The following is a 12,699-nucleotide window of genomic DNA, read 5'->3' as shown; positions in this document are numbered from 1 at the left end:
GCCCGCACATGAAATCAACCTGCTTTGCTCTCATTTTAGCGAGCCTGTTTGGGTCCGCATTTACATTGGCTCAGGAAGACGAAAAGAATGTCAATGACGACAAGTTAGCCGATGATCCCACCAAAGTTATCACCAAGTTTGGCATTTCTTATGCGGACAATTACGACTTTAATTATAATAATGTATCCTTCTCTGGCTCATTTGCCTTTGATCCGGTGCGCAAAATAAATGCCCGGGTGAATAGTGATGCGAGCGAGTGGCGTATCGGCGGCTCCTGGTTATTTCCGTTTAGCATTATCAATTTTAACTTTGGCAAAAATGAGTACTCCAATGGTGCGAACCAAACCAATTACAGCATTGGTTCCTTTGTGCCATTGAGTCACTTTGATATTGCCCCTGCGGGCTTTCAAATATTCCCTATGGCTGGATATACCTACAATGATGGTGAGGCACCCGTTTGTGTGGAAAATCAATGTAATAGTGATGATATAACGATTGAAGCAACGCCGGAAAACGGTTTTAAAATGGTGCAATCTAAGGGAGGAAGTGGTTATTTAGGCGCATTTGCTCTTAAACCTTTAACGCCAACCTGGACGTTTATGACCGTGGTTAATTTCAGCTATGGTTCCAAAAATGCCGGAGGTGAAAACTATAAAGGTTGGTTTGGTGGCGCAGGGGTAAGCTTTGCTCCGAATAAAACTCATTCGTTCAGTGCATTTACGTTCGTGATGGATAACAACACCTATCTCGATGAAGCGGACAAACGCTTTGTCTTATCTTATACGTTTCAGTTTGGGCAAGGCGGTAAAGCCGATAGCCCAACTCAACCTTAAAGGATAGTTTTGATCAGACCCCCTTCGGCGCGAATACTGGAACCGTTAACGGCACCGCTAACCGGCGAGGCGATAAAGGTTACCACGTCGGCAATTTCCTGAGGTTGGATAAAGCGTTGTAGTAAGGAATCAGGCTCAGTTTCTTTGAAAAATTCAGCCACAAACTGCGCTTCACTTTTGTTTTGTACGTCAGCACTTTCTTTTAACCAGGCTTGCACGCCTTCGGTTAATGTCGGCCCCGGCAATACCGTATTAATGGTCAGGTTTTTCCCGCTGCCTTTGGTCAGATTGGCAAGTCCTCGCCCTATCACCATTTGCGCGCCCTTGGTTACCGAATAATGGATCATGCTTTCCAGTCCCCTTGCTCCGGCTTCACTGGCAATATTGATAATGCGGCCAAAGCTGCGTTGTTGCATTTTCGGAAAAAAATGCCGACACAGACGCACTGTGCTCATGATGTTGCAATCAAAAAACTGCTGCCAGTCGTTATCATCGATATCCGCAAAGGGTTTAGGACTGAAAATCCCCATATTATTGACCAACACATCCAACTCGCCAATGTTATCTATTTCCTGACATATCCGCTCACTGTCTTCGACTTTTGACAAATCACCCGTCACCCCATACACGTCACCTTTAGCGGATAGTTCCGAAACTAACGCCGACAGGTCGCTGCGACCATTAACAATAACTCTGGCACCTTCATTGAGCATGGTTTCGGCAATTGCCCGGCCGATGCCCTGACTTGAGCCACTAATAAAAACGAGTTTGTTGGTTAATTGGAGATCCATAAGAAAGGCCTGAGGTTCGTGACTATAGAAGTCAAAAGTATAGACGAATGCAAAATCAAGGGGGGTTGATTTTGCAAGGTGACAAGTCTTAGTTGAAACGGGTGATAAGTCGGAGTCGACATCGCGAAGGGTGACAAGTCGAGCTAAAGCTCTCCTAGGGTGACAGAGCCGAATTTGAAAAGGCAAAATTCGACTCACTGACAGCATGAAATTAAGATTTCTCGCTGCTGACAATGCTGCAAACAGCGCAGCAAAGGTCTGCTTTTAACCGGTGTTAGCCTGTCACCTAAAATGCGACGCAGGGAGCATTTATCCAGCGACGTTAGTTTGTCGTCTAAAATACGCCCAAAGTAGTATTTATCCACCTTGCTTTTTACCCACCTTTTTAACCTTAACTCCATATTTTCCTGTACTTTTATTTCAATGTTGTTAATATCCCTGCCGAACCAAGGGGTGCACTGCATAAATTTATGCGGAGCTGAGAATATAAACCCTTATTACCTGAAACGGATAATACCGGCGTAGGGATGGTTAAAGACTAAATTCTCCAATCGATTTTTGCACCTTAGGTGCTTGAAGAATCCTTTGGCGTGATTTGTCTGCCGCTTTCATACTCCGGTGATGATGTAGAGAAAAACATGAATTTTACTCAATCACCTATTACTCTTGCGATCTTAACGAGCGCAATCTCATTTTCTGCTTTTGCCCAAAATCAAACCCAAAATAAATCCGATACTGCTGCCAATGCTGACGAACAAAGCATCGAAGTGATAACCGTACAATCGGATTTTCGTGAACAATCATTACAAGCTATTCCTTCGTCATTGACGATCATGTCTGCTGCAGACATGGAAACTCGTAATGCGGAAAATCTTGAAGATATTCTTGGCGCGGTTGCCAATGTGAATTTTTCCAGCGGTTCCCAGCGCGCCCGTTACTATCAGGTTCGCGGTATTGGTGAACGTAGTCAGTTCCAGGAAGTCATCAATCCATCTGTCGGTGTGTTGATGGACGATATCGATTTGGCAGGTATCGGCGGTATCGCTTCAACCTTTGATATGGCACAAGTCGAGTTCTTTAAAGGACCTCAGGGCACGCGATTTGGTGCCAATGCTTTGGCGGGGGTTGTGTCACTGCAATCCAATGCACCAACCGATGAATTTGAAGGTCGGGTGCGTTTATCCGCGGCCAATTACGACAGCTTAAGCTCAGGCTTAGTGCTATCGGGTCCGGCTACAGATGGCATCAATTATCGTTTTGTCGCGGAAAAAAATGTTAGCGATGGCTTTATTGAAAACACCTATCTGAATCGCGAAGACACCAATAACCGCGATGAGTTAACCTTACGTGGCAAACTGGCGATTGCCGCCAGTGAAAACCTTGACGTCGATATCAGTCTGATTCACGCAGATTTTGATAATGGTTATGATGCCTTTTCATTAGATAATACCCGTGAAACTTTCTCTGATGAACCTGGCTTTGATCAGCAAAAAACTACCGCAGGTAGCGTGAAATTTACCTACACAGGTCAGGATTCTTTCGATGTCATCTCTATCCTTACCCATGCCAATTCCGACTTAGCCTATGGCTATGATGAAGACTGGAGCTATGTTGGCTTGCACCCGTGGGAATATTCCTCAACGGATCGATATCTGCGTGATCGCCAAAATACCACATTAGAGTTTCGTTTGGTGTCAAACCCTGAACACCGTATTTTTGCTGGTAGCACCGACTGGGTGGTCGGTGTTTATGGGAAAAATGAGTCGGAAGATTTAATCCGTCAGTATACTTACCTGGATAGTGACTATTCTTCCTCGTTCGATGCGCAAAACCTGGCAATATTTGGCGAATTGCAAACTCATTTATCTGAGCAGTTAACGCTGACTTCCGGATTGCGTGTTGAACAGCGCGATACCGATTATGTGAATTCAGATGGTCTGGATTTTAAACCGGATGATGCAATGGTTGGCGGAAAACTGGTGCTTTCCTATCAGTTAACTGACGCGGCAATGACCTATGCCTCGATAAATCGCGGTTATAAAGCCGGTAGCGTAAACAGCAATGGTAGCTTGCCTGACGAGCTTCGTGCATTTGACCCGGAATACCTATGGAACTACGAAATTGGTTTTAAAACGGCGTTTTTGGATAACAGTGCGCTGTTTCGGGTTGCAGCATTTTATATGAGTCGTGATGATATTCAAATCAGCAGTTATCATTTAGATGAGCGTGAAGATGGCAGTAGTGAATTTATCAGCTATTGGGATAATGCTGCTAAGGGCAGTAATACTGGTGTTGAAGTGGAGTTGTTGTGGGACATCAACGATTCCTTGAATGTATACAGTAGCCTGGGTCTGTTGGATACCGAGTTCGAAGGCTTTACTTACGGCGATGGTACGCTTGAAACCGGTCGCGATCAGGCGCATGCACCCAACTATCAGTTTAATGCTGGCGCCAATTACTATTTCACCGATCGATTGTTATTTAACGTTAATGTCGAAGGTAAAGACGAGTTTTACTTCTCCGATAGTCATGAGCAAAAATCCGACAGTGTTACCCTATGGGCGGCATCGCTAAGCTATCAGGCGGAGGCGTGGAGCGTTAAGCTATGGGGACGCAATGTCTTTGACGAGCAATACGCTACCCGAGGTTTTTATTTCGGTAATGATCCTCGCGATGGATACGCGGCGAAGCCTTATTATCAATATGGCGAACCAGCACGAATCGGTGTAACTTTCGACTACAACTTTTAAGTTGTTGAGATAACATTAGAGCCCTGATATCGGGGCTCTGAGTTTTAAAATTCTTGTCAGGAGTGCTCATGCAAGTATCTATCGAAATCAGTTTATATCCGCTGGCGGAAGAAACCTATAAAGACCAGATTTGGGGCTTTATTGATAATCTTAATGCGACAGCAGGTTTACGGGTTGTCACCAATGGTATGAGTACTCAGGTATTCGGTGAATATGATTTGGCAACGTCGACGGTGATGGCCGAAATCAAAAAAGTCCATGAAACCCTGGGCGCAGCCGTGTTTGTCTGCAAGTTTATTGGCGGCGATCGTCAGTTTGCGGAAGACCGAAGCTAATGTCAGCATTTGTTGATTATATCGCCACTCTACCCTTGTGGGAGCTGATAGCGGTTTTCACGGCGTTACTTTATGTCGTTCTTGCCGCGAGAGTTAACATCTGGTGTTGGCCTGCGGCGCTGATCAGCACTTTGATATATACCGCAATCTTCTATGACGTGTACCTGTGGATGGATGGGTTACTGCAGGTCTACTACTTTGTCATGGCCATCTATGGTTGGTTTATGTGGCAAAAACAGCCGCCGGGAGAGTCTCTGGGCAGCAGTATCATTCGCTGGCGTCTATCTACTCATTTGATTGCGATTGCGGCTTTATCGGTATTGTCTTTGGCCCTTGGCTGGTTGATGGATACCTATACGCCAACAGATTTCCCCTATATTGATTCCGCAACCACTGTATTTGCTGTTTTTGCCACCTATTTGGTTGCCAGAAAAGTATTGGAGAATTGGCTGTACTGGGTGGTAATTGATCTGGTATCGATATATATCTATATCGAAAAATCATTACAGCCTACCGCCGTGTTATTTGCGATTTACGTGGTTATTGCCGTTTATGGTTATATTAACTGGCGGGCCAAGTACCATCAGGCGCAATTGCCGGCACATGCCTCGCTCACGACCGAGTAATTGGTGGTAAAATTGTGGGTTGCAATTTAATGGCAACCCGCGTTTTAGCGTCGATAAAAATCAAATTAACCAATATGGTTGGAAAATTAAGTAAATGAATGCCGAGATAATTAGCCAGTTGGTTCGTCTGCCTTGCTTTAAGGGGCTGGATGTCTCGGTGATCCCGCTTGTGGGCAGTGGTAACAATCCTTGTTGCAAAGTCATCGGTCATCAAAATTCCGATGCTTTTTTTGTCAAACATCTAGGCTTGCAGAATATCGATGCGGCAATGTCTAGTACGTATAAAAATGCGGATATCAAATTATACGCAAATGCCAATTTGGCGACCCACTCTGCGATAAAGCCAACGATGGATTCAGAGACAAATGGTTTGGCAATGAATCATGCGTTGGCAGACATTAGCCCAGCCATTGTCTATCAGGACCGTCAATGGCAAGTGCAGCGCTTTATCAATGGTACAAGCCTGCAGGATTGCGCGTTATCGCATGATGAGAAAACCACTATTGCTATGGATGTGATGGCAGCGTTGCATGCGAAAAAATTAGAAGCAGGTTCGCTTGCACCGTTAGATTTGGGTTCTGCTCTGCGATCTCAGCTTGGCTTGCTTGCATTAAATGAAGACTCAGAACAACGGTTAATGTCATTAATCAATACGATATGCCCGGCGGAACAAGGCATTGCTGCTTATGCCGAAAATAGCGTAATGACCCATGGCGATATACATTTTGGCAATATCATGCTGGAAGCCGACGGGCGCCCATGGCTTGTTGATTTAGAATATCTGTGTCTTGCGCCAAGAGAATATGATCTGGCGATGTTTATTGCGATTGATCCGTTAACGCTTGAGCAATTTATTAGTCAGGATTGTTGCAAAGACAAAGACAAAGACAAAGACAAAGACAAAGACAAAGACAAAGACAAAGGCACTGGCGACAAATCTAGTAACCATCAAAATGGCCATGTTCATCCGTTTCCTGAGCTTGTGGTACAAGGTTACCAAGCATCTTCAGGAGCAAATGTTAATGTCGATTTGCTTCGGGCTTATCTTCCCGCATGTTTATTATTAAATAGCCTGTGGTTTATCCTGAAAGGCCGGGAAAATGAAAAGTTTATTGCCTCTGCCCGTTGGCAGATAAACGCCTTCGAATCACTGACCCAATCGTCCACGCTGTCTTATTTGTTTACAAATTAAACTGCCGATTATCCTGAAAAGTCACTAGAAGCAGGCCAGAATTGCGCTACAGTTAAATTTAGGCTGTGTGATGTCAACTGAAGTTGATTGATCCTTTCCATTTTCCCATCCGTTTACTTTAAAGGTTTCCACTAAGCACACAGCATCTTAGTGGGTGTTACGGATTCAGAGTGAGGTAGTTTATGGACTTGTTTATTGAATCGTTGGAAGGAAACTCGTATTTAGTCAAAGTTGGTGATGGTGGTAAACACACCGTGGTGACCGATGAGCAACAGCAACCGTTAAAATTTAATTGTCTGGCCGATGTGAAAGAACACTTTAATGAGCACTTTTTAAACGAAGTCTGGTTAGAACAGGCAACCCCTTACGAGGAGATGTGCGGCCTGCCATCCTCGAACGATAAACTACGCATCAAATTGAAGTGGTAATGCATTTCATCCATCCCTATCCAGAAAAAAAAGCCTGAATACTTCAGGCTTTTTTTGTGAGCTATCTCTATCGTCCTAAAAGACATTTCCAGAATCGGGGGGGAGTTGAACCCCGCTCCTTTCTGGCTCAAGCTTTTGTTTTTTATGGGTTTTTCTTTTTTGGGTGTCCTCTGGGTGCCCGTTGGTGTTGGTTTCTAGTGGGGGATATGTTTTTTATTCTGTTCAACTCCCTTATGGGGAGCTGAATTCCCGTCTGAATTTTGGAATTCCCTCACGAAATTTCCATAATGCCGGAAAAGCATTTCTGGAGATGTGTGTCCCATCCATTTGGCTATTTGCCAAAGGTTTTCGTTTTGACTTATATGCATCGTCGCGAACGTATGCCTCATCTGATAGGGCCTTCGGTATCTGACTTCAGCGCTCTCCAATATTGATTTCCAGTGACCTTTTCTGAAAGTTTCAGTGTTCCAAGGGCGGCCTCGAGAATTTAAAAATACATATTCACTACTTGAAAAGGTATGCTCTTTTTGAGCTTTTAATGCATTTATTGCAGTGTCGTTTAACGGAATAGTTCTACAGCCAGCAGCACTTTTTGGGCTTGTAAACATGCCTTCAGTATATGCATCAAAAACGAGTAATTCTTTTGCGCTCAAATCGACATCATGCCATTTCAAAGCAGCCCATTCACCCGAACGTAATCCTGTGTTGAATACCAGTTGAATAATGTTTCGTGTTACAGGTTTTGCGTGATCTAATATATTGGCAATCTCTGCGGGGTAAAAAATATCAACATCTTTATGCGCCCCACGTGTATTGGTCTTTTTTTGTTTTTCGGTATACAAAGATATCTTTATTGCGCTTACTGGGTTTATTTTGATTAATCCTTCAATCACAGCTTGATCAAGCGACGAACGCAGCACCGATACGCGGTTTCTTATTGTTTTCTGAGACACCTTTGCTGTTTTGACGTAAGTAAGCACATCGTTGGCTGATAATTCTGATACAGTAATTTCCAACAATTTTGATAAGGCAGACTTAGCTTTTTGATAACCATTAATGGTGGTATGAGACAAGCCACGCTTCTTAGCATTATTGATATATTCATCCATGTAATGCTCTACAGTTGCTCCTGACGTCTGCAGTCCAAATACTTTTAGCTTCGGACTATTTGGAAAATAGTCCGCATACCGAAATGTCCCTAGTTCGATTTCGCTTTCAATATTACTTAGCTTTTTGTTTGCATGTGCTATGTTCCCCCTGGTAGGGGATAAGCCGAGCGACTCGCGACAACGAACACCTTTGTAATAAAAGTTAATTTGAATTGTTTCACACGTTTTGTGCTTTCGGATACTTACACCCCTCGGCATTTTGCGTTTCGCGCCCATATCGCAATCTCCTCTAAATCTACCCAGCGTTCTTTGACGTTATTTATCTTCAACACGTGTATTCCGACCACCCAAACGCCTCGTTCGATTCGTCTTTCAACGGCCACACGACTCTCGCCACTAATCTCACAATACTTAGATATTGGTACTACAGGTAAGGTCACATTTACTTCCTTACTGGATCGTGAATAATTGCATACGAGAAAAAATACTAACTCGAGATCTACGAATCTTACTACTCACATTTTTAGACTGGGGAGTTATTACATAATTAGAACGCGGCATATTAATTTTTACTTCTCCAAAATCTCCAGGTGCTGTCATTTGGCTAACCTGTTTTTCGACTATTAAATTTGACGTTATATTCAACTTAAACGCTCTCAGAATATTGAATTCACCTTTATCTAAGCTGAAAGCAGAAGACATTGGAACCCTCTCGTAAAAAAATTAACGTTAGAATTTACCCATTGTTTATCTGAACACCCACTTTCTTTAAATTCCTGATTTTGTTGTTTATTTGTTGGTGGCGAGAGGTTTTTATCCGGGTTTTAGCAAGTCCCGGCTCATCGAAAGAAAATTCTTAAAGACTTGAAAAATATTGGTTCTATGTTTGAAACAGGCGAATTTCACTTTTTTTAAAAAAAAATCGATTTTTTGTTCGTTTGCTTGGTTTTTATACGAAAACTGACATTTTTGATTTTCCAAAACTTTTTCAGACACCAATTTTCACTTGGCATGCTCATAAGCAAAAAATTTCCAAACGGAAAATAACGGTATTTTACCCAACGATTGAAATAATTCTCCTGAGAGGGGCCTAGATAAATTCGAGGTTAACAAAACTGAGGATATATCAATGACCCAAAAGACAGAAAGCACACAATTCAACTGGATTCATAAAATGGTACGTCGCTCTCGTTGCCCCTGGGGCAATGGCGACAAACCGGATGATTTGCGAATTTGCTGGTATCTCGACGAAGAAAATAAACAAGCAATATATGAATACCGTAACCATGCTGGAGCAACAAATGGTTTCTCTATCAGTGATGGTTTGCGCTCTGAACTTCCAGAACACATAAATAGGAAATATTTCTCGCCGGATGAAAGGGCATGGGTATTCGGCTTTTTCTTTAGTGAAATTTGCCAGTTTATCGAGCATAACGTCGATGATATGGCGTTTTTCAATTTTACTGGGGTTCCCAAATCTGTGTTCTTTTCCAATGAAAACTATGAATCATTGTTAACGCTGTGCGAAAACTCAGTCTAATCAAGGGAGCGAAAGCTCCCTTTTCTTTTTCCTGCAATAATTTCCCCACATTGGAACTAGTTATTAGGGCAGTCGGAAGTTATGTTGGGGCAAGGTGCCGCTGTCACTTATTACAGCAAATAAGTGAAGTTTCCGAGCTTTGCGTTTTGACTGAGTTGACGTTGACCTCTATGACCAGCTCAACGTTCCGTGGGTGATCGGAAGCTCATACCGGATGTTGCCAACGTCATTGCGACAATGGTGAGAAAAGGAAAGCATATCGACTGTAAAGGGAGCCAGATTGGCTCCCTTTCCCCATATTTCGCCTGGGGTGTTTCTACATAGTTATGGAAGACAGTTCCATGAATGAAAAAGGAAACACTATGAAAAATAAAGAATCTTTAATTTATATCTATGAATCCTCACAAGGCTTATGTGAAATTGGCTTGAGGATACTACAGGCCACATCGATTTCGCTGATTATGATAGTCATCTTTTTGCAAGAAGATTTAGATACTCAGCTTCATGTCATTGTTGGCTTGACGGTATTGGCTTTGACAATGGTTGGTACCAGTATCGGATTACGATGCTATGTCGCCAAACACCGACCAGATATGGTTAAAGATTGACGGGCAACCCGTTATGATTAGGCACCGCTATGCGGTGCCTGTTTTTATGCCTTTATTTGTTAGTTGGTATGTTTGGATGTTTAATGCCAAGTGTTCGAAATACATCGGTTAAGCCTTGTTGATACTCGTTGGATGAGCTAACCGAGTATAAGGCCACCGCTTGCTCGAATCTGTCTTGGTCAATTTTGATGTGACTGTCTTTGTCTAACTTAGCATCCGGGTTCCAAAATAACTCGTAAAGAGTAGGGCAAAATGAATGGACATACTTTAATGACGCCGTTAATACCTCAATATCTTTATCGGTATAACCCAGCGCATTCTCTTTGATGATTTCATCTGTTATAGCGGCAATTTGTCGGAGGAAACGCTCACGATGACTGAAAAATAGTACCCGAGCATAGAGACCATCCTCTGCTACTAATTGACGCCGGTACTGTTCTAAAATCTCTGGTCGAAGATAATTGTTCGGGGTTTTCAGATTCTTTTTGTTCGAAAATTCGCCCTCACCGGCGTGCCAGGAATCCGATTGAGGATGGTATAATAACGAATCGACTGCCCTTAGATGTCTGAGCTCGCCAAAGCGCCCATAGCCGGCCTCTCTTAGCTCTTTTTCAGTGACGAATGCTGTATACTGATCACTATTACGATCGACATTGCCATTGCTCTTGACTAGCCTGTCAATTACAAATATTTGAACACTCAAGTCGTGAATTTCGGTTTTTGAGTTGTGCGCGCTGGTATCGGTTTTCTGATGATATTCCAACTCCGTTTCAAAGCTGATGAATCGCTTTCCTTTGGCACTTAAGTAATACACCGCACCATCTTTACTACCGAAACTTTTTCGCTCATTTATCAAGCCGTCTACCACTAACTTTCTAAATAACTTGTTGATGGCCTCACGGCGAATTCCTAGAAGATACTGAATAACGGTTTTACTACTAAAGCCAAATCGACCAATAACATAGAGAACCGAAATTCTCCTGGCATGACCGATTTGAGCTGGATTGTTGTACTCCGGGGGAATGAGAAATCGAGTCCCCAGATTTTGATAGATTGATAATTCTTGCATCGCTTCTCCTACTTGCTTGTAAACCTTTATCAAGGTTCAGCTAAGGATAATTTTGCTACCATGTATCAAACTCGTTTTTCCTGATGCCTGGCATCAGGGTAGGGCTTCGCCACGCTTTGCATGCTGCAAGCTAAATCAACAGTCGTTGTAAAAACTTCGTTTTGGCTATTTCTCTGAACGCCAGACTATTCGCGACTTGTCGCGGTCTGGCTATCCTTCCTTCGGGCGTCTCAGGAAATACCCGCTACCTCAGCATTAAACTGCTGAGTGGGCCCCTTAGTCCATAAATATCGCCCGGCTGAGAAGCCGAGAGAGGCTCAATTTATTCATCACTTCGTGATGTTAGGTTTTCCGATTTTCCCACAGAAAATCGAAAAATTTCGCTTAAGGCGAAATCCTAACGAGCCCACTCAGCCGCTTTGCTTCTTTCGGTAGGCTTCACCAAACAAGCCACTATCGTGGTTGTTTGCTTCCGCGATTTGTTGCGAATTACATTCGCTTATTTTGAATTTTTAAATCCTTAAAAATTTGGTTATTTTGCCTTCGGCAGATAATGCGTATCGAATCAGAGGTGAGTGTTAGGGCAGGGAGGCTTGTTTGACAGAAAGGTAAGAATTTTAGGTCGCATTCGCGTACGAAGAATTCATCAAATTATCAGAAAAATCCTTAAAATGGAATGGGTTGATAATTAAGCATGGAGAAAAATATGGGACTATTCAATTGGTTATTCGGCTCTGATGATACCACCTCAACGTTACATTTAGGCTCAAGTAACACTAGCACAACACCAATCATAAATTGTGATGGTACACCTATGGTCCCCGACTCTATGATAGATGTGGAAGGCAAGGTGTATGGACAATGTAGCAATGACATGGATATAACAAGCTCTATCGGTATCGATACCTGCACGAGTAGTTTTGATGATTCACTTTCTTCTAGCTCGATTGATGATAGCTTTTCGTCATTCGATAGCTCTATAGGCTCATCGTTTAGCGACGACTGGTAAAAAAATAGCCCCAAAAGGGGCTGTATTTTTTATGAAGGCTAGGGCTAATACTCCGCGCCTTCGGTTTGAAGTCTGTCGATGAATTCATTTAAGCTGAGCGCTTCATTGTCCTGCATCTCATACCCCAGGTAATTGTCCTCAATCAATTCATAATAGGCTTCAGCCGAAGCACAAATGACAGTCCGAGCAATCGACATTAACGCCTTGCGTTCATGCGGTAAAAGTTCAGTAAAGTATTTCTGCAGATGCTCACAAAAAATATAATCATCGTGCACCCCCCACTTATTTACTGTTACATCACGCAATACATCTTCTTCCAAGCGAAACGCCTCATTGAGTTGGTTTAGCAATTGGCTGACAAATTTAATGTTTAGATAGTTTTGTTCCATTTTCATAGGTTTTCCTTGTT

The 12,699-nt window shown here is 42.9% G+C and carries 13 protein-coding genes and 1 riboswitch; of the genes, 9 read left to right on the top strand and 4 right to left on the bottom strand.

What is annotated here, in order from left to right:
* Nucleotides 1-8 precede the first annotated feature (8 nt).
* Nucleotides 9-833, top strand: coding sequence for a hypothetical protein (locus tag ACHUFQ_RS03125; RefSeq protein ID WP_394172881.1), 825 nt, complete (start codon nucleotides 9-11; stop codon nucleotides 831-833).
* Here the strand turns inward: ACHUFQ_RS03125 and ACHUFQ_RS03120 are convergent.
* A complete protein-coding gene (locus tag ACHUFQ_RS03120; RefSeq protein WP_394172879.1) occupies nucleotides 830-1,624 on the bottom strand; it encodes an SDR family NAD(P)-dependent oxidoreductase in 795 nt (264 codons plus the stop codon). The genes ACHUFQ_RS03125 and ACHUFQ_RS03120 overlap by 4 nt on opposite strands.
* 439 nt (nucleotides 1,625-2,063) lie before the next feature.
* Nucleotides 2,064-2,169, top strand: a riboswitch (TPP riboswitch).
* 24 nt (nucleotides 2,170-2,193) lie between these two features.
* Between ACHUFQ_RS03120 and ACHUFQ_RS03115 the strand changes: the two genes are divergently transcribed.
* From ACHUFQ_RS03115 to ACHUFQ_RS03095, 5 genes are all read left to right on the top strand, one after another.
* Nucleotides 2,194-4,374 carry a TonB-dependent receptor gene (locus tag ACHUFQ_RS03115; RefSeq protein ID WP_394172877.1) on the top strand — a complete coding sequence of 727 codons (2,181 nt, stop codon included), beginning with the start codon at nucleotides 2,194-2,196 and terminating at the stop codon, nucleotides 4,372-4,374.
* Nucleotides 4,375-4,442: 68 nt separating this feature from the next.
* Nucleotides 4,443-4,709 carry a YkoF family thiamine/hydroxymethylpyrimidine-binding protein gene (locus tag ACHUFQ_RS03110; protein ID WP_394172875.1) on the top strand — a complete coding sequence of 89 codons (267 nt, stop codon included), beginning with the start codon at nucleotides 4,443-4,445 and terminating at the stop codon, nucleotides 4,707-4,709.
* Nucleotides 4,709-5,335: a nicotinamide riboside transporter PnuC gene (gene pnuC, locus ACHUFQ_RS03105; RefSeq protein ID WP_394172873.1), complete on the top strand. Its 627-nt coding sequence runs from the start codon at nucleotides 4,709-4,711 to the stop codon at nucleotides 5,333-5,335. Before ACHUFQ_RS03110 ends, pnuC begins: the two co-directional genes overlap by 1 nt.
* A gap of 94 nt (nucleotides 5,336-5,429) precedes the next feature.
* Nucleotides 5,430-6,527: a phosphotransferase family protein gene (locus ACHUFQ_RS03100; protein ID WP_394172871.1), complete on the top strand. Its 1,098-nt coding sequence runs from the start codon at nucleotides 5,430-5,432 to the stop codon at nucleotides 6,525-6,527.
* A gap of 182 nt (nucleotides 6,528-6,709) precedes the next feature.
* Nucleotides 6,710-6,955, top strand: a complete 246-nt coding sequence (locus ACHUFQ_RS03095; RefSeq protein ID WP_394172869.1) for a DUF6482 family protein — start codon at nucleotides 6,710-6,712, stop codon at nucleotides 6,953-6,955.
* Between the two features lie 194 nt (nucleotides 6,956-7,149).
* Here ACHUFQ_RS03095 and ACHUFQ_RS03090 read toward each other — a convergent pair whose 3' ends face one another.
* A complete protein-coding gene (locus ACHUFQ_RS03090) occupies nucleotides 7,150-8,340 on the bottom strand; it encodes a tyrosine-type recombinase/integrase (RefSeq protein ID WP_394172867.1) in 1,191 nt (396 codons plus the stop codon).
* A gap of 853 nt (nucleotides 8,341-9,193) precedes the next feature.
* On the opposite strand from ACHUFQ_RS03090, the gene ACHUFQ_RS03085 reads away from it, so the two are divergent.
* Nucleotides 9,194-9,604, top strand: coding sequence for a hypothetical protein (locus tag ACHUFQ_RS03085; protein WP_394172865.1), 411 nt, complete (start codon nucleotides 9,194-9,196; stop codon nucleotides 9,602-9,604).
* A 362-nt stretch (nucleotides 9,605-9,966) separates the two neighbouring features.
* Complete coding sequence (locus ACHUFQ_RS03080; protein ID WP_394172863.1) at nucleotides 9,967-10,212, top strand: hypothetical protein; 246 nt, start codon at nucleotides 9,967-9,969, stop codon at nucleotides 10,210-10,212.
* Between the two features lie 52 nt (nucleotides 10,213-10,264).
* On the opposite strand, the gene ACHUFQ_RS03075 is transcribed toward ACHUFQ_RS03080, so the two are convergent.
* Entirely contained in the window at nucleotides 10,265-11,281 is a 1,017-nt protein-coding gene (locus ACHUFQ_RS03075) for a hypothetical protein (RefSeq protein ID WP_394172861.1), read from the bottom strand.
* A gap of 706 nt (nucleotides 11,282-11,987) precedes the next feature.
* Here ACHUFQ_RS03075 and ACHUFQ_RS03070 point away from each other — a divergent pair.
* Nucleotides 11,988-12,290: a hypothetical protein gene (locus tag ACHUFQ_RS03070; protein ID WP_394172859.1), complete on the top strand. Its 303-nt coding sequence runs from the start codon at nucleotides 11,988-11,990 to the stop codon at nucleotides 12,288-12,290.
* A gap of 44 nt (nucleotides 12,291-12,334) precedes the next feature.
* On the opposite strand, the gene ACHUFQ_RS03065 is transcribed toward ACHUFQ_RS03070, so the two are convergent.
* Entirely contained in the window at nucleotides 12,335-12,685 is a 351-nt protein-coding gene (locus tag ACHUFQ_RS03065) for a hypothetical protein (RefSeq protein WP_394172857.1), read from the bottom strand.
* Between the last annotated feature and the right edge of the window lie 14 nt (nucleotides 12,686-12,699).

Source organism: Thalassotalea litorea (assembly GCF_043642205.1).
In the GTDB taxonomy this organism is placed as follows: Bacteria; Pseudomonadota; Gammaproteobacteria; order Enterobacterales; family Alteromonadaceae; genus Thalassotalea_A; species Thalassotalea_A litorea.
Note: the sequence above shows the minus strand (reverse complement) of the source record. Positions and strands in the feature narration are given on the sequence as shown.

Coding starts and splice junctions, on each gene's coding strand:
- ACHUFQ_RS03085 (WP_394172865.1), top strand. CDS start 9,194: ATGACCCAAAAGACAGAAAGCACACAATTCAACTGGATTCATAAAATG.
- ACHUFQ_RS03070 (WP_394172859.1), top strand. CDS start 11,988: ATGGGACTATTCAATTGGTTATTCGGCTCTGATGATACCACCTCAACG.
- pnuC (WP_394172873.1), top strand. CDS start 4,709: ATGTCAGCATTTGTTGATTATATCGCCACTCTACCCTTGTGGGAGCTG.
- ACHUFQ_RS03065 (WP_394172857.1), bottom strand. CDS start 12,685: ATGAAAATGGAACAAAACTATCTAAACATTAAATTTGTCAGCCAATTG.
- ACHUFQ_RS03120 (WP_394172879.1), bottom strand. CDS start 1,624: ATGGATCTCCAATTAACCAACAAACTCGTTTTTATTAGTGGCTCAAGT.
- ACHUFQ_RS03075 (WP_394172861.1), bottom strand. CDS start 11,281: ATGCAAGAATTATCAATCTATCAAAATCTGGGGACTCGATTTCTCATT.
- ACHUFQ_RS03100 (WP_394172871.1), top strand. CDS start 5,430: ATGAATGCCGAGATAATTAGCCAGTTGGTTCGTCTGCCTTGCTTTAAG.
- ACHUFQ_RS03095 (WP_394172869.1), top strand. CDS start 6,710: ATGGACTTGTTTATTGAATCGTTGGAAGGAAACTCGTATTTAGTCAAA.
- ACHUFQ_RS03080 (WP_394172863.1), top strand. CDS start 9,967: ATGAAAAATAAAGAATCTTTAATTTATATCTATGAATCCTCACAAGGC.
- ACHUFQ_RS03110 (WP_394172875.1), top strand. CDS start 4,443: ATGCAAGTATCTATCGAAATCAGTTTATATCCGCTGGCGGAAGAAACC.
- ACHUFQ_RS03125 (WP_394172881.1), top strand. CDS start 9: ATGAAATCAACCTGCTTTGCTCTCATTTTAGCGAGCCTGTTTGGGTCC.
- ACHUFQ_RS03090 (WP_394172867.1), bottom strand. CDS start 8,340: ATGGGCGCGAAACGCAAAATGCCGAGGGGTGTAAGTATCCGAAAGCAC.